General features: G+C 62.8%; 24 protein-coding genes. 13 read left to right on the top strand and 11 right to left on the bottom strand.

Annotation, left to right across the window (positions count from 1 at the left end):
* Positions 1 to 56: 56 nt before the first annotated feature.
* Entirely contained in the window at positions 57 to 1010 is a 954-nt protein-coding gene (locus ISG32_RS08880; RefSeq protein ID WP_194770655.1) for a CysB family HTH-type transcriptional regulator, read from the top strand.
* Between the two features lie 40 nt (positions 1011 to 1050).
* On the opposite strand, the gene ISG32_RS08875 is transcribed toward ISG32_RS08880, so the two are convergent.
* Entirely contained in the window at positions 1051 to 1539 is a 489-nt protein-coding gene (locus tag ISG32_RS08875; protein WP_456074286.1) for a low molecular weight protein-tyrosine-phosphatase, read from the bottom strand.
* Positions 1540 to 1907: 368 nt separating this feature from the next.
* Between ISG32_RS08875 and ISG32_RS08870 the strand changes: the two genes are divergently transcribed.
* The 3 genes from ISG32_RS08870 to ISG32_RS08860 all read left to right on the top strand — a co-directional run bounded on the left by ISG32_RS08870 (position 1908) and on the right by ISG32_RS08860 (position 4039).
* A complete protein-coding gene (locus ISG32_RS08870) occupies positions 1908 to 2315 on the top strand; it encodes a hypothetical protein (RefSeq protein WP_194770654.1) in 408 nt (135 codons plus the stop codon).
* A gap of 394 nt (positions 2316 to 2709) precedes the next feature.
* Positions 2710 to 3234, top strand: coding sequence for a hypothetical protein (locus tag ISG32_RS08865; RefSeq protein ID WP_194770653.1), 525 nt, complete (start codon positions 2710 to 2712; stop codon positions 3232 to 3234).
* Positions 3235 to 3337: 103 nt separating this feature from the next.
* Positions 3338 to 4039, top strand: a complete 702-nt coding sequence (locus ISG32_RS08860; RefSeq protein ID WP_194770652.1) for an SRPBCC family protein — start codon at positions 3338 to 3340, stop codon at positions 4037 to 4039.
* Here the strand turns inward: ISG32_RS08860 and ISG32_RS08855 are convergent, their stop codons facing one another.
* Positions 4040 to 5269, bottom strand: a complete 1230-nt coding sequence (locus ISG32_RS08855; RefSeq protein WP_194770651.1) for an MFS transporter — start codon at positions 5267 to 5269, stop codon at positions 4040 to 4042.
* A gap of 349 nt (positions 5270 to 5618) precedes the next feature.
* On the opposite strand from ISG32_RS08855, the gene ISG32_RS08850 reads away from it, so the two are divergent.
* Together ISG32_RS08850 and ISG32_RS08845 are read left to right on the top strand one after the other, a co-directional pair.
* Entirely contained in the window at positions 5619 to 6668 is a 1050-nt protein-coding gene (locus ISG32_RS08850) for a methionine ABC transporter ATP-binding protein (protein WP_194770650.1), read from the top strand.
* A gap of 4 nt (positions 6669 to 6672) precedes the next feature.
* Complete coding sequence (locus ISG32_RS08845) at positions 6673 to 7338, top strand: methionine ABC transporter permease (RefSeq protein WP_194770649.1); 666 nt, start codon at positions 6673 to 6675, stop codon at positions 7336 to 7338.
* Between the two features lie 344 nt (positions 7339 to 7682).
* On the opposite strand, the gene ISG32_RS08840 is transcribed toward ISG32_RS08845, so the two are convergent.
* Both ISG32_RS08840 and ISG32_RS08835 read right to left on the bottom strand, forming a co-directional pair.
* A complete protein-coding gene (locus tag ISG32_RS08840) occupies positions 7683 to 9161 on the bottom strand; it encodes a hypothetical protein (protein WP_194770648.1) in 1479 nt (492 codons plus the stop codon).
* A gap of 29 nt (positions 9162 to 9190) precedes the next feature.
* Positions 9191 to 10642, bottom strand: coding sequence for a hypothetical protein (locus tag ISG32_RS08835; RefSeq protein WP_194770647.1), 1452 nt, complete (start codon positions 10640 to 10642; stop codon positions 9191 to 9193).
* Between the two features lie 144 nt (positions 10643 to 10786).
* On the opposite strand from ISG32_RS08835, the gene ISG32_RS08830 reads away from it, so the two are divergent.
* From ISG32_RS08830 to ISG32_RS08820, 3 genes are all read left to right on the top strand, one after another.
* On the top strand, positions 10787 to 11887 hold the full coding sequence (locus ISG32_RS08830; protein ID WP_194770646.1) for a DUF6817 domain-containing protein: 1101 nt from the start codon (positions 10787 to 10789) through the stop codon (positions 11885 to 11887).
* Positions 11888 to 12065: 178 nt separating this feature from the next.
* Positions 12066 to 12869 (top strand): MetQ/NlpA family ABC transporter substrate-binding protein, encoded by an 804-nt coding sequence (locus ISG32_RS08825; protein WP_194770645.1) that lies wholly within the window; start codon positions 12066 to 12068, stop codon positions 12867 to 12869.
* 202 nt (positions 12870 to 13071) lie between these two features.
* Entirely contained in the window at positions 13072 to 13809 is a 738-nt protein-coding gene (locus ISG32_RS08820; RefSeq protein WP_323745914.1) for a response regulator transcription factor, read from the top strand.
* Between the two features lie 55 nt (positions 13810 to 13864).
* Here the strand turns inward: ISG32_RS08820 and ISG32_RS08815 are convergent, their stop codons facing one another.
* The 6 genes from ISG32_RS08815 to ISG32_RS08790 are packed head-to-tail and all read right to left on the bottom strand — an operon-like array spanning position 13865 to position 19321.
* Positions 13865 to 14623 (bottom strand): nitroreductase, encoded by a 759-nt coding sequence (locus tag ISG32_RS08815; RefSeq protein WP_194770644.1) that lies wholly within the window; start codon positions 14621 to 14623, stop codon positions 13865 to 13867.
* On the bottom strand, positions 14620 to 15849 hold the full coding sequence (locus ISG32_RS08810) for a thiolase family protein (protein WP_228529686.1): 1230 nt from the start codon (positions 15847 to 15849) through the stop codon (positions 14620 to 14622). Before ISG32_RS08810 ends, ISG32_RS08815 begins: the two co-directional genes overlap by 4 nt.
* Positions 15837 to 17318 (bottom strand): AMP-binding protein, encoded by a 1482-nt coding sequence (locus tag ISG32_RS08805; protein ID WP_194770643.1) that lies wholly within the window; start codon positions 17316 to 17318, stop codon positions 15837 to 15839. Before ISG32_RS08805 ends, ISG32_RS08810 begins: the two co-directional genes overlap by 13 nt.
* On the bottom strand, positions 17311 to 17910 hold the full coding sequence (locus ISG32_RS08800; protein ID WP_228529685.1) for a biotin transporter BioY: 600 nt from the start codon (positions 17908 to 17910) through the stop codon (positions 17311 to 17313). Before ISG32_RS08800 ends, ISG32_RS08805 begins: the two co-directional genes overlap by 8 nt.
* A 13-nt stretch (positions 17911 to 17923) precedes the next feature.
* Positions 17924 to 18517 (bottom strand): CbiQ family ECF transporter T component, encoded by a 594-nt coding sequence (locus tag ISG32_RS08795; RefSeq protein WP_194770642.1) that lies wholly within the window; start codon positions 18515 to 18517, stop codon positions 17924 to 17926.
* Between the two features lie 18 nt (positions 18518 to 18535).
* On the bottom strand, positions 18536 to 19321 hold the full coding sequence (locus tag ISG32_RS08790) for an energy-coupling factor ABC transporter ATP-binding protein (RefSeq protein ID WP_194770641.1): 786 nt from the start codon (positions 19319 to 19321) through the stop codon (positions 18536 to 18538).
* 508 nt (positions 19322 to 19829) lie between these two features.
* On the opposite strand from ISG32_RS08790, the gene ISG32_RS08785 reads away from it, so the two are divergent.
* From ISG32_RS08785 to ISG32_RS08775, 3 genes are all read left to right on the top strand, one after another.
* A complete protein-coding gene (locus ISG32_RS08785; RefSeq protein WP_323745913.1) occupies positions 19830 to 20186 on the top strand; it encodes a CidA/LrgA family protein in 357 nt (118 codons plus the stop codon).
* Positions 20183 to 20929, top strand: coding sequence for an LrgB family protein (locus ISG32_RS08780; protein ID WP_323745912.1), 747 nt, complete (start codon positions 20183 to 20185; stop codon positions 20927 to 20929). The genes ISG32_RS08785 and ISG32_RS08780 overlap by 4 nt, the downstream gene beginning before the upstream one ends.
* Positions 20930 to 21032: 103 nt before the next feature.
* A complete protein-coding gene (locus ISG32_RS08775; protein WP_194770640.1) occupies positions 21033 to 22328 on the top strand; it encodes a DEAD/DEAH box helicase in 1296 nt (431 codons plus the stop codon).
* 74 nt (positions 22329 to 22402) lie between these two features.
* Here ISG32_RS08775 and ISG32_RS08770 read toward each other — a convergent pair whose 3' ends face one another.
* Complete coding sequence (locus ISG32_RS08770; protein WP_194770639.1) at positions 22403 to 23038, bottom strand: FMN-dependent NADH-azoreductase; 636 nt, start codon at positions 23036 to 23038, stop codon at positions 22403 to 22405.
* A 168-nt stretch (positions 23039 to 23206) separates the two neighbouring features.
* Here ISG32_RS08770 and ISG32_RS08765 point away from each other — a divergent pair, with 168 nt between their 5' ends.
* On the top strand, positions 23207 to 24118 hold the full coding sequence (locus ISG32_RS08765) for a LysR family transcriptional regulator (RefSeq protein ID WP_194770638.1): 912 nt from the start codon (positions 23207 to 23209) through the stop codon (positions 24116 to 24118).
* Positions 24119 to 24315 lie beyond the last annotated feature (197 nt).

Raw genomic sequence — 24315 nt, 5'->3', positions numbered from 1 at the left:
TGTTTTTTGTTTTGGTTCCGCTTTGATTTTGCGCTTCCATTCGAATACATAACAAAATGAACTTTCAGCAATTGCGCTCAGTTCGCGAAACGGTACGCCGTGGCTTCAACCTGACCGACGTGGCCAATATCCTTCACACCTCCCAGCCCGGCGTGAGTCGTCAGATCCGCGAGCTGGAGGACGAGCTGGGTGTGGAAATCTTTGTGCGCGCGGGCAAACGTCTCACCGGCATGACCCTGCCCGGCGAGGTACTGCTGCCCATCGTCGAGCGGTTGCTGCTGGAGGCGGAAAACCTCAAGCATGCGGGCGATGATTTTGCAAAGAGCGAGCGCGGCGGCCTCATCGTCGCCGCGACCCATTCGCAGGCACGCTATGCGCTGCCGCAGGTGGTGCGCGATTTTCGCGAGCTGTGCCCCGATGTCTCACTGCATCTGCGCCAGGGCTCACCGGAGCAGATCGCGCAGATGCTGCTGTCGGGCGAGGCGGACATCGGCGTCGCGACCGAGGCGCTTGCCAGCTTTGACCAGCTCGTCACCTTGCCGTGCTATCGCTGGACGCACTCCATCGTCGTGCCGCCGGGACATCCGTTGCTCAAGCAGGACGGCGCGAGCATCACGCTGGAGCAGTTGGCCCTCTACCCGATCATCACGTATGAGTCGGGCTACACCGGCCGCGCGCATATCGATGCGGCGTTCAACCGCGTGGGGCTGAGCCCTGACATCGTGCTTACCGCCATGGATGCCGATGTGATCAAAACCTATGTGGAACTGGGAATGGGCATCGGCATTGTGGCGTCCATTGCGTTTGATCCAGAGCGCGACCGGCATCTGCATGCCATCGATGCAAGGCATTTGTTCGAGGTGAATCTCACGCGATTGGGGTTGCGGCGGGGGACGTGGCTGCGCAGCTATGCGTATCGCTTCATCGAGGCGTTCGTTCCAACGCTCACGAAAGACGTCGTGCAGGAAGCCCTCAAGTCGGAGCACCTTGAGGCGGAATACGTGATTTGAGCGCCTGCGTTCGGCCTGCCGGGATCGGGCCGCATAAGGATCAGCCCGTCTTGCGTGCGAAGACCACCGCGCCGAGCACGCCCGTGCAGGCATCCTCGACCAGATTGAGCACATGTTCGAAGCCGCCCGAACCACCGTAGTACGGATCGGGCACTTCCTTGTCGTCAAAGCGCGTGCAGAAATCCGTCAGTCTCATGAGACGGTGTCGTTGGGCGGGAGGGCAGAGGGTCCGCGCGGCCTGCTCGTTGTTGTCGTCCATGACCAGCACGAGATCGAACTTTTCAAAGTCGCTTGCCACGAGTTGGCGCGCGCGCTGCGCCGACAGGTCATATCCGCGCTGGGCCGCATGGGCCTGCGATCGCCGGTCCGGAGGTTCGCCGACGTGATAGCTGTGGGTGCCAGCCGAATCAACCTGAATGGAGTCCGACAGCCCAGCGTCCTGCACGAGCTTCTCGAAAACGCCATGTGCCGTAGGGCTGCGGCAGATGTTGCCCATGCAGACCATGAGCACGTGAAACGGCCTGTCCATGCGGGTTTCCAGACGGTGTGCCCTAATTTGTCCCTTATTTGTCACCTAACTACCCCTGTGGATCAGTGGCTAGGATACCTTGACTTTTGATGGGCTCGGCGCCTCGTGGGGCTGCGCAAAGTTCGTGTGTTTTGTCGTTCCGAACGCACGGTATGGCCTTGGCGTCGACATTGCCCTGCACGATCTCTGCCTGTCACGGCCGCACCTTGCGGGTGCGAATCGGGCGTGCTCAACATCTGCAGACGACACTCCAAAACTGAAAGTCCTATAAGCATCGTGTTCAATGTCCGTCCGACCGCGTGCGCCTTGGCCTACATGCCTGCATTCTTGTTGATCTGAAACTTGGGTTATCAACAAAGGAGCAGCAGATGAACTTGAAATCACTAACGTTGGCACTGATGGGCACCGTGTTCGTTGTCGGCGCGGCGCAAGCGCAGGGGATGACAGCGGATCAGCACTCCGCAGCCAAGAAGCAGATTGAAGCCGACTACAAGGCGGCGAAAGCGCAGTGCGACACCCTCAAGGACAACGCCAAAGACGTGTGCAAGGAAGAGGCTGAAGCCAAAGAAAAAATCGCCAAGGCCGAACTCGAGCAGCAGTACAAGCCCAGCGCCAAACACAAGCGTGAGGTAGACGAAGCCAAGGCGAAGGGCGCGTACGAAGTCGCTGAAGAGAAGTGCGACGACAGCACAGGCGAGGCCAAGGACGCCTGCAAGAAGCAGGCAAAAGCCGACTACGAGAAAGCCAAAGCAGACATCAAGGCGACCAAGTATTGATTCGATATTGGACCGTCAACGAGCCGCCTTTCCGGGCGGCTTTTTTTTGCAAACCGCAGCGCGTTTGCGAAAACGCACGTTGGTTCGCGGCGACATTCCAACCGGCGTGACCAATCCTGCACTTGGTCATCTGCATCCCACTTCACTGCCAGCTATTGGCTTTCAAGCGCGATGTCAAAACCGTTTCTCCAGTGAAAGCGGGGTATCCAAGGAGTCCAAAATTTCCGAAATCGGGACGACGGAGGTTTGGCGTTGCTTCTTGTCGGTTGAATCGCTGCTGCTGGATCAAGGAGTTGTCGCAAGACAAGAAACTGATTCAAAACCATGGCGGTGGCATTGACGCAGCTCGCTGCTGCGCTGAAAGTGAAAGTTACATAACTTAACTATCCATGCAATGAGAAACGTTTGCCTCGGCTTTGACATCCAGCGTCTCATCTTCTTTGCCAGTGTGCTGATGCTCGTCTCCGGATGCAATTTGACCAATCCCCAGATCACCATTGATTGCGATGCGCTGGAGGCCACGTTCACGGCGGACCAAGGCGTTCCAACACTGGACAACACGGGCAAGGGGGCTGAGATTGTTCAAGGCATTGTCAAAGATGGACTTGGCAACGTTCTGGGCTCTCAATCCTTTGGCCCCAATGGACTTGGGGTTGTGGGCTCGAAACTCCAGTATGGTCCTTACGCGTTGAACCAACCAAAGGCCAATCCCATCACCGTCACTCTCCTCACTCCTGCCGGCGGGAAAGTGGCGAATGATGTCGTGTTTCATACCTACACCATGTCCTGTCCCGGCTTGCCGGCGGCCGAAATGGCTCCGGTCCCGACGGTCGGAGCCTCTGCTTTGGTTCTCGGTACGTTCTGTATCTTGGGTCTCGCGGGCTTTCGTCGGCGAAGCGGGGTCTCCAGTTCGATGTAAGACGTGGCTGCAGGGGCGATCCTGATCGCTGTTCTTCGCACCCAGCGAAACAATGCAAAGCCCGATATGCTTGCGCTATCGATTGAGCGATGGAGCCGGCAAAATGAATTGGCGAGCGAATGGGTTGCGTGTGGGCATGGGCTGTGCCCTGATGCTGCCGCTGCTGCTGTTGGGCGCTGCGGCGAATGCGGCGGCCGATGACTATCCGTCGGCAGGCAATGCGGCCTCGGGTGGACGGGCTCCGCTGCTGGTGTCGCCGAGTTCGGTGAACGTGCAGCGCGATGGTGACCAGTTCCATGTCGATGCGGTCATCCATGCCGATGTGCCGCAGAGGATCGTCTGGGAGGTGCTGACTGACTTCTCCAAACTGGTGCAGATTCTTCCTGATGTGCAGGTCAGCGACGTGATCCCGGGGGTGGACGACAGGCATATGTCGATCCGGCAGGTGGGGGTGGCGCGTTTTGGGCCGTTCACCAAGAAATACGACTCCACTCGCGAGGTCGTGCTGGTGCCTCAGGAGCAGATCAGCGCGACGAATGTGGCGGGCAATGTGAAGTTCATGCACAGCGTGATGACGCTGTCGCCGGAGCCCGGTGGCACGCGGCTGGTGTATCACGCGGATGTGGAGCCAGGATTCTGGTTGCCGCCGCTGGTGGGGCCGGCGGCGGTGCGCAATCAGACGGCGGAGCAGTTTTCCGCGTTGATCGCCGAGATGAAGAAGCGCGAAGCCGCCGCAGCGAACAATGCTCCAGCGCCGAACGCCGCCGCGGTCAAGAAGTCGACACGCACCGCCAGCGAGCGTTGATCAGATGCTGGCGGCTGGCAGTTCCTTCGTGCGCCACACCAGTGCGCCGATGGCGACGTTCATCAGCGCCATGCTCGAGCAGAAGATGATCAGCGCAGTGTGCAGTCCCAGCCGATCGGCAAGCCAGCCGACGGCGATGATCGGGACGATGGTGCCCATGTAGCCGATGATGAGGTAGGAGCTCAGCAGGCCCGCGCGCTCGGCGGGCGTGGTGAGTTTGGCGACCACGCCCATGCCGCCGACGTTGGCGAGGCCGTGTCCGAACGCGGTCACCAGCACGGCGGCGATGAACAGCCAGGCCTCGCCGCTGTGGATGGTCAGCATCAGCAGCACGTTGCAGAGGGCGAGCGCGGATTCCGAGGTCAGCACCACCCGCTTGGTCCTGAAGTTGCGCACCGCGTACTGGAACGCCGACGAAAGAAACAGGATCATCGCGATGGACAGCCCGCTCACGGCAGGGCCGCTCCAGGGCACGAGTTCCTTCATGAAGCTCGGCGCAAGCGATGAATACAGGCTGAACATGCCGAACGCGCTGAATGCGCCCATGCTGGCCAGCCAGAACTGGCGACGTCCGCGGGCGGGCGGAAAGGTCAGGGTGGGCATCCAGCCAGCGAGCGCGCGGGTGTTGTCCACGGTGGCGTCGGGATCATGCTCGTCGAGCGGTTGGGCCACGGGCTCGGCGCGCAGTTGGAACAGCGCGTAGACGGCGAGCGCGCCCATCAGCATGGTCGGGATATAGGCCGTGACCAGCGGATGCGGCACCCACTGCGCCATCACGCCACCGAGCAGCGGGCCGATGCCGAAGCCGAGAGTCATCGCCACGGTGGTGAGCGCGGCGATGCGGCGCGGGTCCTTGCCGGGGCTGGCCTGGACCATGCCGACCGAAGCGGAGGTGGTGATCATGCCCGAGGCCAGGCCGATCAGCATGCGGGCGACCATGAACGACGGCACGTTCCATGCGAGCGCCGAGATGGCGACGCCCGCAGTCATCACGATGAGTCCGGCGCGCAGAATCGGCAGAAAGCCGAAGCGCTGCGTGAGCCGGCCGAGGAACATCAGGCTGATGAGCACCCCGAACATGTAGAGCACGAAGACATGCGTGATGTCGCTCGGGCGCAGATTCCATTCCGTCTGGTAGATGGGGTAGAGGGGACTGGCGAGCGCGGTGCCCATCACGCCCACGCACATGGAGTAACCGATCCAGAGAACAGGGGGCCAGCGGCGTTGCATGAAGGGTGATTGAGGAGAAGCGTTGCGAGGGGCAGTCGCCCGGACCCAAACACAGGCCAAGGGCGCGGCCTTTGGGTTCGCTTAAAATAAGGGGAAACCCGAATGATAGCGAGAGACGAGAGACTCTGCTGTCAGTGTTGGCCCCGATATGGCTCCAGTGCTCTCAGAGCGCGCTGGAGTGGATCGGCGCTTATAACTCTCGGGTCTTACTACTTAACGTAATGTTCGTTGTGACATCCATGACGAACGATTACATTTCAAGCCATCCAATTAATTCCTGAAAGCGCGCCGCTGCAGGTTGGCGGGAACCACGACCCGCCAAGCTCGCTGCGGCGTGTTTTTTGCATTCATGATCGACTTACGGGGTATTACCCAGATCTACAAGGGCCCAAAAGGCCCGGTTGAGGCGTTGAGCGGCATCGATCTCCAGATCGGCGCTGGCGAAGTGTTCGGCATCATCGGGCGTTCCGGCGCGGGCAAGAGCTCGCTGGTGCGCGTCATCAATCTGCTCAACCGGCCCACGGCGGGCGAGGTGATTGTCGCCGGGCGCGATCTCACCCGACTGAACGATGTCGAGCTGCGCGAGGCGCGCCGCGAAATCGGCATGGTGTTCCAGCATTTCAATCTGCTGTCCTCGCGCACCGTTTTTGACAATGCGGCTCTGCCGCTGGAGCTGGCCGGTCTGAGCAAGGACGCCATCAAGAAGCGCATCGATCCGCTGCTCGAACTGGTGGGTCTGAACCATCTGGCGGACCGGTATCCGGCACAGATTTCCGGTGGCCAAAAGCAGCGCGTGGGCATTGCGCGCGCGCTGGCCAGCAACCCCAAGGTGCTGCTGTCGGACGAGGCGACCTCCGCGCTCGACCCCGAGACCACGCGCTCGATTCTCGATCTGCTGCGCAAGGTGAACAACGAGCTGGGCGTGACCGTCGTTCTCATCACGCACCAGATGCAGGTGATCAAGCAGATCGCCGACCGCGTGGCGGTGATCGAGGCCGGCCGCATCGTCGAGATGGGCCGCGTGATCGACGTCTTCACCCGTCCCGAGCAGGCGATCACCAAGAGCCTGATCGACGAGATCGTGCCCCAGGAGCTGCCCGCCAGCGTGTTCGACCGCGTGCGCCATCTCTCAGCACAGGCGCAGGGCTTTGGCCAGAGCGGCCGACTGCTGCGTCTGTCGTATTCGGGCGAGCAGGCCTACCAGCCGATTCTCTCGCGCCTGATCCGCGAGTATTCGCTGGATCTGTCCATCCTGCATGGCCAGGTCGACGAGATCCAGAACCAGACCTTCGGTTCGCTCGCGGTGTTCGCAAGCGGCCAGCAGATGCAGCTTGATGCCACCGTGGCCGAGCTGCGCGCCCAGGGCGTGCTGGTGCAGGAAGTGGCGTTGGAGGACTGAAGCGATGTTCGAGAATTTTTCTGAAATGATGCTGGAGCTGTTCGCGCAGTCGCTCTGGGAAACCATCATCATGGTCGGCGTGTCCGGCCTCGTCGGCGGGCTGATCGGTATCCCGCTTGGCGTGTTCCTGCGCCTGACCGACAAGGGCGGCGTGCTCGAAAACGGCGCGCTCAACAAGACCGTCGGCTGGATCGTGAACGCCGTGCGCTCCACGCCGTTCATCATCCTGCTGGTGGCCATCATTCCGTTCACGCGCTTCATCACGGGCTCGTCGATCGGCACCTGGGCCGCCGTCGTTCCGCTGACGCTGGCCGCCGCGCCCTTTGTCGCGCGGCTCGTTGAAACCGCCCTGCGCGAAGTGGACAACGGCCTCATCGAGGCCGCCCAGTCCATGGGCGCGACCACCAGCCAGATCGTCTGGAAGGTGCTGTTGCCCGAGGCGCTGCCGGGCATCGTCGCCGGTCTGACCATCAGCTTCGTGAGCCTGACGGGCTACTCGGCCATGGCGGGCGCCATCGGCGGCGGCGGCTTGGGCGATCTGGGCATTCGCTACGGTTATCAGCGCTTTTTGCCGGACATCATGCTGGCCGTCGTGATCGTGCTGATCTTCTTCGTGCAGGCCATCCAGAGCCTGGGCGACTGGGCCGTGCGTCGCTTGAGCCACAAGTGATCAGCCTTTTCGCAGATTGAACGGAATGGGAGCTTCGGCTCCCATTCTTGCTTCTTCAAGGAATATCGGGGCCTTTCAAACGTTGCGCTGCAACTTTTATGTGCGCAGGCTTCGATCACGACGCCGCCGTTGGCGGCGATGGGTCAATCGTTTGGAGGCGGTGAAATGGGCCATCCCGCTTCGTTGCGCCTCCTTGCCGTACTGAAGTACTGATCTGCGTCGGCGACGCCTCGCGCTATGACCCATTTCACCGTTGCGGTGCTTGTTCGAGCGCCTTGTGCGCTTTGCTGGCTCGCTCCAGCATGCGGGGCCCCGCCAATCGATGATGAGACTTTGGGGGGGATTCAGTGGCGCAAGCTGATTCTGTAGGTGCGTGACTTGCCCGGGTTGGCTGTCTGCACCGCCAGGCCGGTGAACTCCAGCGAGCCGGCTTCTGCGTTCCACTGCATGGGCTGGCGGTCCCAGGGGTTGCGCAGCGGCTCGGGGCGGTCGGCGAGCCACTGGCTCATTTTCTCTGGCGGAATGCGTTGCTGCATCGCCTGCAACTGCAGCAGCGCGAGGCGGCGGTAGCCGTCGGTGTCGATGGCACGATGGTTGTAGTGAACATAGTCCGATAGGTCTGCGATGCCCAGCAGGTGGTTGCCGATGGGGTTGCGTGCGCCGTGCCATTTCGCACGTGCCGCTGCTGGCGATTCGTGCTTGTTGGCCGCCAATTCTTCGGCCGCTTTGAGCTCATGGGGCAGTACGTCGGCGAGCTGCACCAGCGGCGTCCAGCGCTCCGTGGTGATGTTGGTGGTCTCGTTGGGCAGATAGAGCAGGGCGTTGACGGACCGTCGGGCGTGCCTGATCCACGAATCGCTCTTCGACAGCTCGTTCTCAGTCGCGTTGCCTTCACCCTCGTCCGTGTTGTTCGGCAACTTGAGCGTCACGCCGAGGGAGTGGGTGATGCTCGCCGAATACGTCATCTCGGTGGCCAGTCCCCGGCGGATGGAGAGGCGCGGCGTTTCCAGCAGTTTTTGGATGCGCGCCTCGTCCTGCGGGCGCAGGCGATCGCCGGTGCGGGTGACCGCGTTGCTCAGCCATTTGATGGTGGCGTGGTTCATCGGCGAGGTGGCAATGGAGCTGGCGGTCAATCGATCCGATGCGGCCGTGCATTGCCGCACTGCCTCGCCGCGCTCCACCAGATCCAATGCCTCGTCGTAGGCCTTGTCGTTCCACAGCAGGCTCGCGCGGGCCAGTTGCAGTTCGAATCCGGCGAGCAATGCGGAAAGCGGCGCGCCTTGTGCTGCCACGAAATTGGGAAGCACATTGGTGCAGTACGGCGCCCGTGCAAGGGCCGCCAGGCGTGCGAGGACCGCACGCTGGTGCGCGTTGGGTGTGGCGAACTGCTTTCGTTGCTGCACGAACCATGCGATGCAGTCGGCCTGCTCGGGCGGGCATCTCAATTCGTCGGGAAGAATTTGCTTGCGGGTGAGGGCGCCTGTTGGTTCGAGGGACTTGGGCGCATTGGTGTGATTGGTGTGCCCAAGACGCTGGTTCCATTTCCAGCGCTCGATCTCGCGCGCGAGCATCTGCAGGCCAAGCTGCCGAGCGGGCTCCACCGCGTCGGCCTTGGGGTTGGCGGGCGCGGGCGCATCGATGCCCGCAAGAATCAGAAAGCCGTTGCCGCGCAGCTGGTTCTCGGTCGGTGCCGTGTACGCCAGCGCTTTGCGCGACTTGTCGCTCAGCGGCTCATCGTTCCAGTTGGCGAGCAGCAGCACGCCGAGCGCGAGCACCAGCAGCGCAATCAAGGTCACAAACAGTCCGACAAAGGCTTTGCGCATGAGGTGCCTTTCAGGGCGTCAATATCGGGTCAATATCGGATGCGATAGGTCTTGGAGCGTCCGGGATTCTGCGTCTGGGCTTCGCGGCCCTCGAAGATCAGGCTTTGGCTGGTGGCGTCCCATTGCATGGGCTTGAGCGTGTAGGGATCGCGCAGTTCATCGGGCGTGGTCTGCAGCCACGACGGCATTTTTTCGGCAGATATGTGCTGCGCTTTTGCCTTGAACTGGACCAATGCCAGTCGGCGAAAGCCTTCGATGTCGTGCCTGCGCTGCACATACGCCGCATAGTTGGGCGTCCCGACGTCCGCAATCAGATTGCCCGTGTAGTTGCGCAGGCCCAGCCATGATGTGCGAGCTTCTTTCAGGGCTTGCGCTGAATTGTTCGCGTTGCTCAATGCAGCATCCCAGTCATGCGCATCGGTGTCGATCGTCGGCAGGAACTGTGCCCACCATTCGGTCTGCTGGTTCAAAGTTTCGTTCGGGAGATAGGTGGCCCTGTCCAGCTTTCCGCGCAGCCATCGCTTCCACGCCTGGCTTTTTTCGCTGGCAATCGTGGTGATGTCGGCCCAGTCCTGCGAGCTTTCGGTCATGGAGGCCATGAAGGTGGCCATGAGGACGGCTTCGCCGTTGAGTCCGTTGCGTATCGAAACGATGGGAGCATCAAGCAGCACCTGCACTCGCTCACGCGCGACTGCGGAGATCGGGAACCGGGACGTGGCCACTACATCGCTGAGCCACCGAAGTCGACGGTACTGCATCTGCAGCGCGACGAGGTTGCCCACCAGATGATTGCTGGCACTCGCAAGTCGTTCGGTAAGGCGGTCGCTCTGCTCCAACAGATCCAGTGCCTTGGCCTGCTGGCCCTGATGCCAGAGCAGGCTGGCTTGGGCCAGTTGCAGCTCGTGGATACGCACCAGATGCTGGTAAGGCGGAAAGAGCTGCTCCATGTAGGGCGGAAAATAACTCTCGAAGCGCTCGGCCTTGGTGGCTGCCGCAAGACGCATGAGCGAGGGTTGCTGCGCGGCCAGCATGGGCCTGAGCGCGTCGGCATGCTTGAGATACCACTCATGGCAGCGCGGAGCGAGGTCGGGTTTGCATTGCAGCGCGTCGGGAAGTATGTCTGACGCCTTCATTGCCGACTCGGGCTGAAACGGCGCTGGTGCTTCGGCCGGGTTTCCGCGGGTCTTCTCGAACCACTGCTTGCGCTCGAGTTCGTTGTCAAGGCGCTGCCTTCCGGCCTGCATCGCGCTCTGGACGGGAGACTGTCTGCCCGCATCATCCAGCGGCGCGTCGAGGCCCGAAAGAATCAGAAAGCCGTTGTCCTGCAACTGTTCCTCGGTCGGGGTCTTGTAGCTCGACAGCAGTGCCTTGGTCGAGGTGCTCAGTGGTTCGTCGCGCCAGTTGGCGACGACGATCAGCGCGATCAGCACGAGACCCAGCGTGAGTACCAGCAGCAACGCATGTTTGATCAGGGAACGCATGGCCCGAATATCGCACAACGGCATGTCCGGGCGAGGCGATGTTCCGTGCCGCGACATGTGGCAGTTTTCCCGATGTGCCGCGGTTGGTTTGCGGGCATAGTGCAAGGTTTCGAGCATTCCCCCATCGAACAAGGAGCCCCACCCATGTCCATGCCATGGCACCGTCTGGACCCGCAACTCTTTCATCGCGCGCAGCAATTGCTCGACGAGAACTGGATCCATCAGGACCCTGAACTCGCTCCCGTGCTTCCAGTGGTGCTGGAGCGTGGCGTCGGTCAGGACTGGCACAAGGCGGGCACCTTCCGGCACCATCTCTATGGCGTGGCGCGTTCGCTTGCGCTGTGGCGCCAGCCGCATGAGGTGCAGCTGCTCGGGCTGCTGCACAGCGTCTACGGCAACGCGTTCGTGGATCTGGTGAAGTTTGACGCGCGCACCGAGCGTGCGCGCCTGCAGGACTTGGTGGGCGAGGAGGCGGAGCACCTCGTGCATCTGTTCTGCACCATGAGCCGCAGCCAGTTCATCAACAAGGTGCTGGAGCGCGACTTCGATGACGATGGCGGCATGGAGCTCGAGCTCAACGGCCCCGCGCCGCGCGCGACCGTGCAGCTCACGCCGCGCGAGGTGGCGACCTTCATCATCGTGAGCATGGCGGACACGATAGAGCAGTGGTTCAGCTGGCAGGAGGAGATCTACTCGCGCTCGCCCAACGTCGACATCTCGCGCAAGCAGGCCGTGCACTGGGCCGCGTCGCTGTGGCCTGGCCCTATGCGGCCGCCGAGCCGAAAGATCTCTCAGCTCTCGCAGCTGGGGCTGGCGCTGCAGCATCCGGGGCTGAAGAACCAACTGCCGATTCCGCCCGTGTTCGATCAATGCACGCAGAGCGTGAGCAAGGAGAGCGATGCGGCGGCGACGTCGCTCTACTGGTCGGTGATCCAGCTCGATCAGCCGCTGGTGGATCTTGATGTGGCGACCAACGTGCTGGAGCAGGCGGTGCGCATGAATCCCTGGGTGGGGGAGCCGCAAATGGTGCTGGCGCAGGTCTATCTCTCGGCCGACCGTCAGGAGGACGCCGTGCGCGCCGCTCAAAGTGCGCTGCAGTGCTTCAGCGCGTGGGGCAATGCATGGGACAAGCGTGTGCAGTGGGACGCCTGGATCGCGTGGACGCGGATTCTGCTGCAGTCTGCCGAGGAGGGCACTTGGCCCGAGCGACTGGACAAGCTCAACAACCTGGCACTGAGGACTTGAGGTTATTTACTCGGATTACATGGCTGAAGTTGGCATTGCAAGTTCACGGTAGACAGGGTAGGGAGCCGGGCCATCGGACTCGGGGTTGTTTGCATATGGAAAAGGAATCTTATATCTGGTCGCAGATATGGATTACGATGCGAGGTTTCATTTTCCATTTGGCAGAAAGCTGAACACCATGTTCTCCAAACGCATTCTTCTTCAATCGACCTTCGCGCTGGCCGCTGCTGCCGCCTTCGGCGGCTCGGCCTTCGCGCAGGAAAAGACCTCCATCAAGATCGGCGTGACCGCTGGCCCGCACGCGCAGATCATGGAGCACGTCAAGAAGGTCGCCGAGAAGGACGGCCTCAAGATCCAGGTCATCGAATTCGGCGACTACGTGCAGCCTAATGCGGCCTTGTCCGCAGGCGAACTGGATGCCAACAGTTACCAGCATCGCCCGTATCTGGACGCTCAGGTCAAGGACCGTGGCTACAAGATCAGCTGGGCCGCCGACACGGTGAATTTCCCCATCGGCATCTATTCCAAGAAGATCAAGAAGCTGGAAGACCTGCAGCCAGGCTCGAAGTTCGGCATTCCGAACGATCCGACCAACGGCGGCCGCGTGCTGCTGCTCCTGCAGTCGCTCGGGCTGGTCAAGCTGAAGGAAAACGCGGGCCTCAAGGCCACGCCGCTGGATGTGGTCTCCAACCCCAAGAAGCTGCGCTTCGTCGAACTGGATGCCGCTCAGCTGCCGCGCTCGCTGGATGACCTCGATGCCTCGGCGATCAACACCAACTTCGCCATCTCGGCTGGCCTGAATCCGAAAACGGACTCAATTGCTCTCGAATCCGCAAAAAATCCATATGTAAATATTCTTGTCATTCGAGATGCGGACAAGGGCAAGGCCTGGGTTGGCAAATTAATCAACGCCTATCACTCAGAAGACGTCCGTAAGTTTATCGAGACCCAATTCAAGGGCTCTGTCATCTCCGCATTCTGAACGTGAAGAATCCAGCCACCGTGCGCCTTGGTGGCTGGTTTTGGTGTTTATCAAGAGCTTTCTCAATGATCGGAATGAGTTGCGATTAACTACAGTAATTGTAGAATTCCGGCAATAATCGAATAACAATTATTTACAATATACTGTAGCAATGAAATACACATTGTGAGCGACTAAGTGTTTTTGTGCATGGCGCAAAGACATGTTGATGGCGAAAATTTGCAAAACTTGTGGTTTCAATATGCAACAAATTCTCACATCATCAGTCAAGTTCACTATCGCAGTCGTAGACGGTGATGAAACACATCGCATGCAGGTGTGTCGCTTCCTTGAAGAGTCAGGCTATACGACTTGGGGGGCAAATTCGATTGAAGATTTCTACATCGGCCTGCTCAAGGAGAAGGCCGATCTGGTCATCATCGATCTCGATCTCGGCGTGGATCCGGGCTTGGCGCTGATCCGCAGGCTGGTTGCGCAACGCATTCCTGCCATCGTGCTGTCACAGCACGCCAATTCCGGTGCGCGGGTGGCGAGTCTGGATGCGGGAGCGCTGCAGTATTTCATCAAGCCTTTGTCGCTGGCCGAGCTGGTGGCCGGTATCCGTGCCCAGTTGCGCCAGTTGGAGATGCGCGTCACCAACGCCGAGCAGCAGAACTCCTGGCGTCTGGACCTCAGCGTGCCGCGCCTGATCGCTCCGAACCAGAAGACCATCCGCCTGACCAGCCGCGAGTGCGAGTTGCTCGAGTGCCTGATGGCGGCCAATGGCGGCATGGTGTCCAAGACCAATCTGGTCAAGGCGATGGGGCATGCCGAGGCGGAAGACGGTTTCCATCGCATCGAGTCCTCGCTGATGCGCCTGCGCCGCAAGACGCTGGCGGGCACGCAACTCATGCTTCCTGTGCGCGCGGTGTTCGGCAAGGGGCTGGTTTTTGTGCCCTGAGATCGGGGCTCGCCCGGTCTTTTTATTTACCAAATGGTCAATAGTCAATTCCTAACTATTGGGTGTTGGTTTCATTTGTAGGACGACGCGCCGAAATCGCTGCGAGGTGATCGTGTGGTCCGGATCGTTGTTCCAGATACACATCCAGCGGCAATCGGCTCGTTCTTGTCCGGTTCACGGGAGCCGTCTCGTCGGGCCAGCCGAGTGCGATGCCGCAGACGATGTGCTGGTCGGCGGGCAACTGCAGCACCTCGCGTATCGTGTCCGCATGCGATGCCATCGCGCCAATCGCGCAACTGCCCATGCCGACGGCCGATGCCGCCAACTGCAGACCATGCAGCGCCATTCCGAGATCCATGTAGCCGCCTTCGCCAAAGCTCGCGTCGATGGTTGCGATGAGCGCGACCGGGGCGTCGAAGAAGCGGAAATTGCGGGCGAACTGCTCGTCGCGACCCGCCGCATCATCACGTGCGATGCCGAGCGCGCCATACAGCGCCTGCGCGGCCGCCACCTGGCGCTTGCGCAGCTGCATGGGCATGGGCCGGGGAAAATAGCCGTAGTCTTCGCGCTCCTCCACGAGCTCCTCGCGGTTGCGCATCAGCGCATCGGTCAAGGCGCTGCGTGCGGCACCGATCACCTCGATGAATTTCCCGGGCTGAAGATTCGCACCACTGGGTGCGGCGCGCGCGGCCTGGAGAAGCTGCGCGAGCAGCGTCCGGCTCACCGCTTGGTGGGTGAACGCGCGAATCGAGCGGCGCTGGTGCAGAAACTGCAGGCGCAGGTCGACGGTGTTTGGTTCGTTGGATTCAGTCATTTCGGATTTCCCATCTGCACCATGCAGGCCGCGCCCAGTCCACCTGCACCCGCGATGGCGGCCAGGCCCATGCGAAGTTGCGTCGTGTCGTCGGCACCCTTCATATGGAGCGTGTTCAGCAGGCTGACCAGCGCCACGGCGCCCGATGCACCGATGGGGTGACCGCGCGCGAGCCCACCTCCATGTGCGTTGATGTCCTGCGGGGCGATCCCGAGGTCTTCGCAGAACGACAGGCCCTGTGCCGCAAACGCATCGTGCAGTTCGATGGCATGCAGATCGCGGGCTTGCAGCGGAGCCATCGCGAGCTGCCGCGAGTACCGCTGCATTACCGCCTGAGCGGCCGAGGCCGCAGCCGTCATTGGCATGCGGGAGTCTCCGCCCACGCTGGCGCTGGCCAGCCAGCGCGCGGGCGCGCGGATGCCGAGGCGTTCGCAGGTTTGCGCGGAGGCCAGCAGCACCAGCGCCGCGCCGTCGGCCTTGGCGGAGACGGTGAGGGCGCTCAGGCCGAATTGCCGCTGCACATCCGCTTTGGCGTGTGCGATCACCGGCATGCGCGCGGCGCGAGCGGGATCGATGGCGCGCGGGTACAGGTCACAGTCACGGCCCGCCAGCGCGACCAGTTCGTGAAGATGCGAGCCTTGTTGTGCTCGCAATGCCCGCTCGTGGCTGAGCAGGGCATAGGCCTCCTGCTGCGCGCGGCTGAACCGTCGCTCCCACGCATGTTCGCTGGCGGCCTCAAGCAGGTCGGGGTCCTGTGCGGGATCGGGCGCGAAGGCGGGGCGTTCGTAGGTGGTCGGACTGTCGGAGGGCAGCAGCGGTCTGGTCTGCCGAATGGGGGCGCGGCTCCATGCCTCGACACCTCCGGCGATGACCACGTCCGCTTGTCCTGATGCGATCAGACCCGCACTCAGCGCGATCGCGTCGAGTCCGGCGCAGCACTGGCTGTCGATGCTGAACGCCGCACAGGCTTCGGGCAGCCCCGCCGCGAGAGCCGTCATCCGCGCGGGATTGCCGCCAGCGCCCATCGCATTGCCAAGCACCACGGCGTCGACTTTGTCGGCGCTCAGATTCGCCCGCGCGAGCAGCGCATGAACGATCGGTGTGGCGATCTCGTGGGGCAGCAGCGCATTGAAGGCCCCGCCCTTGGGAGCGATGGGGCTGCGTGCCCAGGAAAGAATCGCTGGCGTCATCGGTGCGGGGGATGTGGGACGGGTCACGAAAGCCATGGCAACAGCGGGGTGGCGCTTCCACTCAGCTGCTGGTGCACGAGGCTGGCAATCGCGCGGTGATCCGTCTTGCCGCTGCTGGTCTGCGGCCATTCGCTGGCGGTCCACCATGTGCGTGGATGCTTGAAGCTCTCGCTGCGGTTGCCCAGCCATTGCGACAGATCGCGTACGGATGGCGGCTGCCCGGCACCATCGCGCCATTGCACGACCGCATGGATCAGCATGCCGCGCAGAGCATCCGGCACACCGAGTATCGACGCGCGCGCGATGGCCGAGTGGGATTGCAGCAGGTCTTCGAGCTCTTCGGGAAACAGGTTCTTGCCTCGCGTGACGATCATGCGGCTTTCGCGCCCCGCGAGGTGCAACAAGCCATCCGCACCGATGTGCCCCATGTCGCGCACCGAGAGCCAGTCGCCGTCGCGCAGCACACCGGTGCGGTCCACGTTCTGGCCGACATAGTCCATGAAGACCATGGGGCTGCGCAGGTAGATCAGCCCTGTGCCGTGGTTGCCGACGGCGTTGTCGTGAGCCTGCTCAGATGCGCTGCGGATCGCCAGTTCCACGTTGCTGAACGGCCTGCCGACGGCGGAGGCGGGCGCGTTTGCATCGGCATCCATCCAGGCGATGTAGCTGGCTTCTGACGCGCCGTAGAACTCGACGATCCGCGCGTTGGGGAACAGCGCCTGGAGCGCGGGTGTCCGCGAGCGCATCCAGCGTGCACCGCTGATCTGGATGAGCTGCACGCCCTTGATGGGCTGCAGGGCACGCTGCTCGGCCCATTGCAGCATCAGCAGCAACTGGCTCGGTACCGCGACGAGCACGGGTGCAGCGCCATCGCCCAGCCGCTGCAGGCAGCGCAGCGCCGAAAATTTCTCCTGCACGATCGCGCCCGCGCCGCACCACAGACCATGCATCACGCCGAACAGGAACAGGGAATGCGACATGCGCCCTGGCGCGAGCACGCGCTGCGCAGCGACGGCTCCGAAGTCCGCGACGCTCACGCGAAAACTCTCCGTCCACGAGCGATGGTGACGCATGAAGCCCTTGGGTACGCCGGTGCTGCCGGAGGTGAAGCCGGTGTAGAACGGTGCGAGCGGCGTGGCTTCGTGCAGTTCGCAACCTGCTTCGGGCATGCAGGCGCAGACCTGCCCGTGTACGCTCTGCGGCCATTCGGGGTCGGACACTGCCGCGCAGCGCCCGCTCGCGACGATGGCCAGAAAATCGATCACGCATTCCAGCGTTCCGCGCGCGCTGTTGAGCAGCAGCATGGAGGGAGCGCGGCGGCTGGTGATGTCGGCGCGACGCGCGTTCACTTCGTCATGCAGTTGCGCAAAGCTCAAGCTGCGGGACTCGTTTTGCAGCGCGATCGCGTTGGGTGTCGATGCGGCCCAGTGCGCGAGCGGGCCGTGCACCAGTTCCCAGAACCCGTGCAGCGGGGCCGACAGTGGGTGTTGTGCGGATTCAGGCACGGCGACCGCCGAACTTCCAGTCGGGCAGACCACGCGCGACAGTGTGGGTGACGATCGCGCAGAGCACGCACTTGATCAGATCGCCGGGCACGAAGGCCAGCGTGGTGATCAGCGCCTGCTTGGGGGACATGTGCGCGAGCAGCATGAGCCCGGCGACGCCCATCGCGTGCAGCGCGACTAGGCCGCCGAGCAGCGCCGAGACGAATGCGCCGAGCCCGATCAACGCCGGACTGCGCTGCGGCATGGCGCGCATGACGAGACCTGCGATCAGCGCCGCGGGAGCGTAGCCGAGCAGATACCCTGCCGATGGCGCCATGAACACGCCGATTCCGCCGCGCCCGCCCGACAGCAGCGGCAGGCCGGCGGCGACTGCGAGCAGGAACAGGGCCATTGCCTGAAACCCGCGCTTGGGGCCGAGCAGCACGCCGGCCAGCATCACGCCGAGCGACTGCGCGGTGATCGGCACGCCCATCGGCAGATCGATTTTGGGGATGAGCCCGAGCACCGCCATGAGTGCGGCAAACAGCGCGACCTGCGCCATGGATGACGCGGCGGAGCGCGAAAGGGGTTGGTGGCTGGAGTGGTGGTTCATGGAGGTGTTCCTTTCAATGACCGAGACGGGCCCACAGCGCGTCCGCGACGCGGCGCGTGGCCAGCAGCATGTGTATGGCGAGCGGCGCAATCAGCCGCAGGCCGCCGCGCTTGCCGGTGCGCAGCCGGTGGGCGTCGGCGAGCTTTTGCCACTGAGTGAAAAAATGATCGACGAAGCGCAGCATCAGCGCGATCTGCAGCGCAATGCGCTCGGGGTGGAGTCCCAGACGCGAGAGCGGCGCGAGCAGCCGCTCGAGCACGTCGACGATGTCCGCAGGCCGGGTGCTCACGGTGAGCGCCACGCCGAGCACCGAGGCGCAGACGAGGCGCAGCGTGCTGACGGCCGCGATGCGATGGTTGCCGAGCAACAGGTGGAAGGCGGCCACCAGCAGCGCGGCGATCAGCACCGACAACAACAGGCGGCGCGCGGGTAGGGTTGCCGTGCCCAGCGAGATCCAGAGCAGGGCGCAGGCGCAGGCACCCAGCGCCAGAGCCAGTGGCGATGAGGTGATGAACAGCAGCCCGCCAAGCACGGCCATCGCGAGCAGCTTGTGCTGCGCGGCGATGCGGTGCAGCCAGGTGGGGGTGTCGCTGTAGAGGCTTCCCATGTCGGTGTCCGCCTTGCGTCAGTGAGATGGGAGATGAACGCGGGAGGCCACGTCGGCCTCGTACTCGGCGCAGACTTCCACGCCGCAGCCATCGGCGCGCACGCGGCCCTGATCGAGCCAGATCACGCGGGAAAAGCCGCGCACGTGCGAGAGCAGATGGGTCGAGACCAGCACTTGCTGATCGGCGCTCGCGATGTCCTGTGCCAGCCTGGCCTGCCCGGGAAGGTCGAGGCTGGCGTAGGGCTCGTCGAGCAGCAGCACGCGCGGCCCGGCGGCCTGCAGCGCGAGCCAGCAGATCTGTTGGCGCTGCCCCTGGCTCAGGCTGCTTACGGCCCGGTCGGCCCAACTGGCGACGCCGCGTTCTGCGAACAGGGCGCGCGCCGCCTGCTGGGCTTCGGATTTCTTCATGCCGCGAGTGCGCAGGGACAGGGCGATTTCCTCGACGACGACCGGGAAGATGATCTGGTCATCCGGGTTCTGGAACATCAGGCCGACCAAGGCGGCGCGGTTCTGGCCCGCCGATTGGCCTGCCAGTTGGCCCCCCGGTTGGCCTGGCGAATGGATGTCCGTGCCGCCTATGGCCACGCGGCCGGATTGTGGCGCGTCCAGACCGCAGAGCAGGCGAAGCAGACTGGTCTTTCCAGCACCGTTGTCGCCGATGAGTCCGATGCGCGGCTCGTGGAGCGAAAGGCTCAGGCCGTCAAACACGCGGGTGCGACCACGCTGGAGCGTCACGTCCTGCAGCGTGATGCCGGCGATGGGGCTGTCGGAGAGGGGCGGGTAGATCGAAGTGGGCGAATTCATGGCGTGCTCGAAAAAGGCCCCGTGTCCGATGCTCCGAACCTGAGGCCTTTTTTATTCTATGAATCACAAATGACGCCAACTCCGTCTCAATCTGCTTTCAAGTGAATTTAATTGCCTCGAAAAACACGCTCTAACGTCGCCTAAATTGCCAAGTCAATGGCAGCGGATTGGGCGAAGTTGGAGGGCGGATGCAGGCAGTTCGCAGCTTGAAAAATGGAATGTCGTTATTTGCATCTCTACGTCTGCCTACGTCGCCCAATGGTTGATATCTGCTGATTTGGATGAGGGCGAGTTGACGCGAGTCATGTAACCGGGCTCGCACAGATACTCGGAAATACGGTCGATTTCGCACTCGCCCGCGCCGAATCCGGCTTCTGGGTAAGCTCTCAGGGTCGAAAAGACCATTTTTTGCTTCGCGGTCGCGCAATTTGCGCGTCGAACCTTCGTTTCCTTTTTCTGTCGTCCTCACGTGCCTCTGCTCTTCATTGCTCTATCGCTGGCGGTTCTGGTGCGTTTCCAGCTCGCGGGTGACTTTCTGGTTCGCGCCTTGGGTTTGCCGGTGCCGGGCTCGCTCATCGGTCTGGTTGGACTCACGCTGGTTCTGCTGGTGCTGGGCCGTGTGCCCGCCGCACTTGGCAAGGTGAGCGGCGGACTGCTGCGCAACATGATGCTGATGCTCGCGCCGGCGGTGGTGGGGTTGATCGACAACTTCGGCCGTGTGCGCGAAGAGTGGCTGCCATTTCTTGTGGCCGGTGTGGTGGGCTCGGTGATCACGCTCGCCGTGACGGCGGTGACGCTTCAGTATCTGCTGCGCAGGTCGGACACGGCGAGCGTTGCCGATCCGGCAGAGGGGAGCAAGGCATGAGCGGTCTCCACACCATGCTGGCGAATCCCCCGCAGCCTTTTTCCGAATGGACGGGCTTTGCGCTCGCCGCCGTGCTCTGGATCGCGGTCACGTTCGCGGCGTATCTGATCGCGCAGCGGCTGTATCGCCGCTTCGGTGGCAATCCGGTGCTGGTGCCGGTCGCGACTACTTCGCTGATGGTGATGCTGGTGCTCTGGCTGAGCGGCACGCAGTATATCCACTATGCGGCGGCGACCAAAGCGCTCAACTGGTGGGTGGGTCCTGCGACGGTGGCCATCGCGATTCCGCTGTTCGCGCAGCTCGACCGGCTCAAGCGCATCTGGAAACCGTTGCTGATCGCGCTGCTGGTGGGCTCCATCGTGGCGATTCTGAGCGCCATCGGCATCGCCTGGGCGCTGGGTGGAAGCTGGCAGACGCTGGCGTCGCTGATGCCCAAGTCCGCGACCATGCCGATCGCGATTCCCATGGCAGAGCGCTTTGGTGGTCTGCCCGCGCTGGCCGCCGTGGCGGTGGTGATCACGGGGGTGGTCGGCACGGTGATCTCGCACCCGCTCCTGCGTCTGCTCAAGGTGACCGACCCGGCGGCGCGTGGCTTCTCCATCGGCCTGACGGCCCATGCCATCGGCATGGCGCGCGAGCTGCAGGTCAATCAGGTGTCGGGCAGCTTTGCGGCGCTGGCGATGGGGCTCAACGGGATTCTCACGGCACTGCTGATTCCGATACTGATGCTGGCCTTGCAGTGATTCGGACTGGCTTTCCGATGTGCCGAGCGCGAAGCGCCCGCAGGCCCGACAATAGAGGGTTGCGTTTCGCTCATTGACGGGCCTATTTCGTCCGCTTTCATTCATGTCCTTTTTTGATCTGGGCCTTGCCCCTTCGCTGGCGCAGGCCGCCCAATCCCGTGGCCTGATGGCTCCTACCGCCGTGCAGCAGCAGGCCATTCCCGTGGTGCTGGGCGGTCGCGATCTGCAGGCCTGCGCGCCCACGGGGTCGGGCAAGACGGCGGCCTATGTGCTGCCGCTGCTGCAGGACTGGATGCTGAGCGACGCCGCCCAGCGCTCAGGCGCCAAAGCGACCCGCGCGCTGGTTCTGGTGCCCACGCGCGAGCTGGCGGCGCAGGTGGCCGAGCTGATCTACATGGTGGGCGAGTCGCTGGGCAAGCGCCCCAAGGTGGCGGTGCTGACCGGCGGCGTTTCGATCAATCCGCAGCTGATGGCGCTGCGCGGTGGGGTGGACATGGTCATCGCCACGCCGGGCCGTCTGCTCGATGTGGTCGAGCACAGCCGCCTGCAGCTCAAGACCCTCCGCACGCTGGTGCTCGATGAGGCGGATCGCCTGATGGATCTGGGCTTTGCCGAAGAACTCGACAAGGTGCTGGCGCTGGTGCCCGAGGGCCAGGCGCGCCAGACGCTGCTGTTCTCCGCCACGTTCGCGCCTTCGGTGCAGGGGCTTGCGGCCAAGCTGTTGCGTCCCGATCACGTCAAGGTCGAGATCGCGTCCACCCATCGTGAGGACGCGACCATCGAGCAACGCGTCTTTCACATCGACGCAGCCAAGCGCACCGCATTGCTGCGCGAGCTGGTCGAGCAGTACAAGGGCCAGCGCATGCTGGTGTTCGTCGCCAGCCGCTACACGGCCGAGCATGTGGCGAACAAGCTATACGACAAGAAAATCAACGCCACGGCCTTCCACGGCGACCTGAGCCAGGGTGCGCGCAAACAGGTGCTGCAGGAGTTCAAGAACCAGCAGTGGCAGGTGCTGATCACCACCGATCTGGCCGCGCGCGGCATTCATGTGGATGATCTGCCGCTGGTGGTCAACTACGACCTGCCGCGCTCTCCCATCGAATACACCCACCGCATCGGCCGCACCGGCCGCGCGGGCGCGAGCGGCCTCGCCATCAGCTTCGTGAGCCCGGCGACCGAAGCGCACTGGAAGCTCATCGCCAAGCGCAATGCGTTGACGGACGTGGTGCTCGAGACGCTGCCGCAGTACCCCGTCACCGAAAAAGCGCCAGAGCGACAACCGCACGAGGATGGTGACAACGGCGGTGTCAAGGGCAAGCGCATGAGCAAGAAAGACAAGCTGCGCGCGGCGGCGGCAGCCGCCACCAAGGAGCAGGGCGAGGGCGACAAACGCTGAATCCCCAAACTGCAAAGCAAAAAAGCCAAAGGCCGGATCTACCGGCCTTTGGCTTTTTGGGGAGGCGAGGAGGATCAGGCGGCTTCGGCCAGCTCTTCCATTTCAATCGCCGCAGCGATCTGGCCTGCAGCGCTTTCCAGTGCCTTGGCCTTGGCTTCGGGGCCCATACCCAGGCCTTCGGCGCGCACAAAGCGCACGTCGGTGATGCCGAAGAAGCCGAACATGACCTTGAGGTAGCTTTCCTGATGCTCCATCGCCTGGCCTTGCTCGCTGGTGGAGTAGACGCCGCCGCGTGTCGAGGCGACGATCACGGTCTTGCCCTTGGCGAGGCCTTCAGGGCCGCTGGCGGTGTAGCGGAAGGTGCGGCCGGGCTGGGCCAGGCGATCCAGCCAGGCCTTGAGCTGCGTGGGGATGCTGAAGTTGTAGAACGGTGCGCCGACGATGATCACGTCGGAGTCGAGGAACTGGCGCACGAGGCGTTCGGACACGGCGTTTTCGCGCTTCTGTGCTTCACTCAGGCCGTCGGTCTGGCCGGTGCGGGGAGCCATTGCGTCGGCGGTGAAATGGGCGGGAGCGTCGGTCAGCAGGTCGAGACGGCGGACTTCCGTGTCCTCGTGTGCGGCCACGAAGGCGTCGACGATCTGACGGGTGAGCTGGCGGGAAACCGATTGTTCGCCGGTAATGGAGGAGTCGATATGAAGCAGTTGCATGATGAGTTTGTCCGTATGAATGAGTGAATGTCTGTTTGCCACCGCCGCTGTTTTGCTGAAAAGCTTTGCGAGTGGCGATGGATGAATTGTGTGGGTGGGACAATGAATTGATAAGTCGGCATAATCGCGACGGATTGTTCTGAAATCATTCCCAATGACGGTATCCCTATGCAAGATCTGAACGACATGCTGTTTTTTGCCGAGGTGGTGGAGCGCGGCGGCTTCACGGCCGCGAGCCGCAGTCTGGGCATTCCGAAGTCGCGGCTGTCGCGGCGCATTTCGGAGCTGGAGCAGGAGCTTGGCGTGCGGCTGCTGCAGCGGACCACTCGCAAGCTCTCGTTGACCGAGGTGGGGGAAACCTATCTGCGCCACTGCCAGTCGATGCGCGAGGAGGCGCAGGCGGCGGCCGATGCGGTCGCGCAGGTCAAGGGATCGCCGCGCGGCACGGTGCGCGTGTCCTGCCCGGTGACGCTGGCGCAGACGGTGGTGGGCGAGTTGCTGCCCATCTTTCTGGAGCGCAATCCCGAGGTGCGGGTCGAGATGCAGGTGCTCAACCGGCCGGTGAATCTGCTGGAGGAGGGCGTTGACGTCGCGCTGCGCGTGCGCTTGACGCTCGAAGAAAGCGGCAGCATGGTGGTCAAGCGCCTGGGCGAGGGCGTGCAGCTGCTGGTGGCGAGTCCTGATCTGCTGATCCGCCAGGGCACGCCCAAGACCGTGGAAGATCTGGCGGCGCTCGACAGCATCGCCATGCCGTCGTCGGAGGGACGCAGCATCGTGCGGCTGCTCGGGCCCGAGGGGCAGGAAGAAACCGTGGTCCTGCATCCGCGCTATCTGGTCGATGACCTGCTGGTGCTGCGCTATGCGGCGCTTGCGGGCACGGGCTTTTGCTGGCTGCCGGACTATCTGTGCCAGCAGGACATGCAGAGCGGACGCCTCGTGCGGCTGCTGCCGGACTGGTCGCAGCCCAAGGCGATCGTGCATGCGGTGTTTCCGTCGCGGCGCGGGCTGGTTCCGGCGGTGCGCAGCTTTCTGGATTTTCTCGGCGAGACGGTTCCCGAGCGCAGCCGGGTGTTCAACTGACGGCGCCGAGGGCTGGCGGGATGAGGGCAGGCGGACTGCCGGATAAAAACCACGTCGTCAGCCACGTCGGGCCGCACCGAATGCCCGCCAGATGGCGCCGATGCTTGCTTATGCAAAATCGCGATAATTAAACAAGAATATATTCTTTTGAGTTTTAAAGAGCGATCCTCACAATGATGTAACTATCAAATCAGACG

The sequence above is a fragment of the Diaphorobacter caeni genome, assembly GCF_015354245.1.
GTDB lineage: Bacteria > Pseudomonadota > Gammaproteobacteria > Burkholderiales > Burkholderiaceae_C > Diaphorobacter_A > Diaphorobacter_A caeni.
Note: the sequence above shows the minus strand (reverse complement) of the source record. Positions and strands in the feature narration are given on the sequence as shown.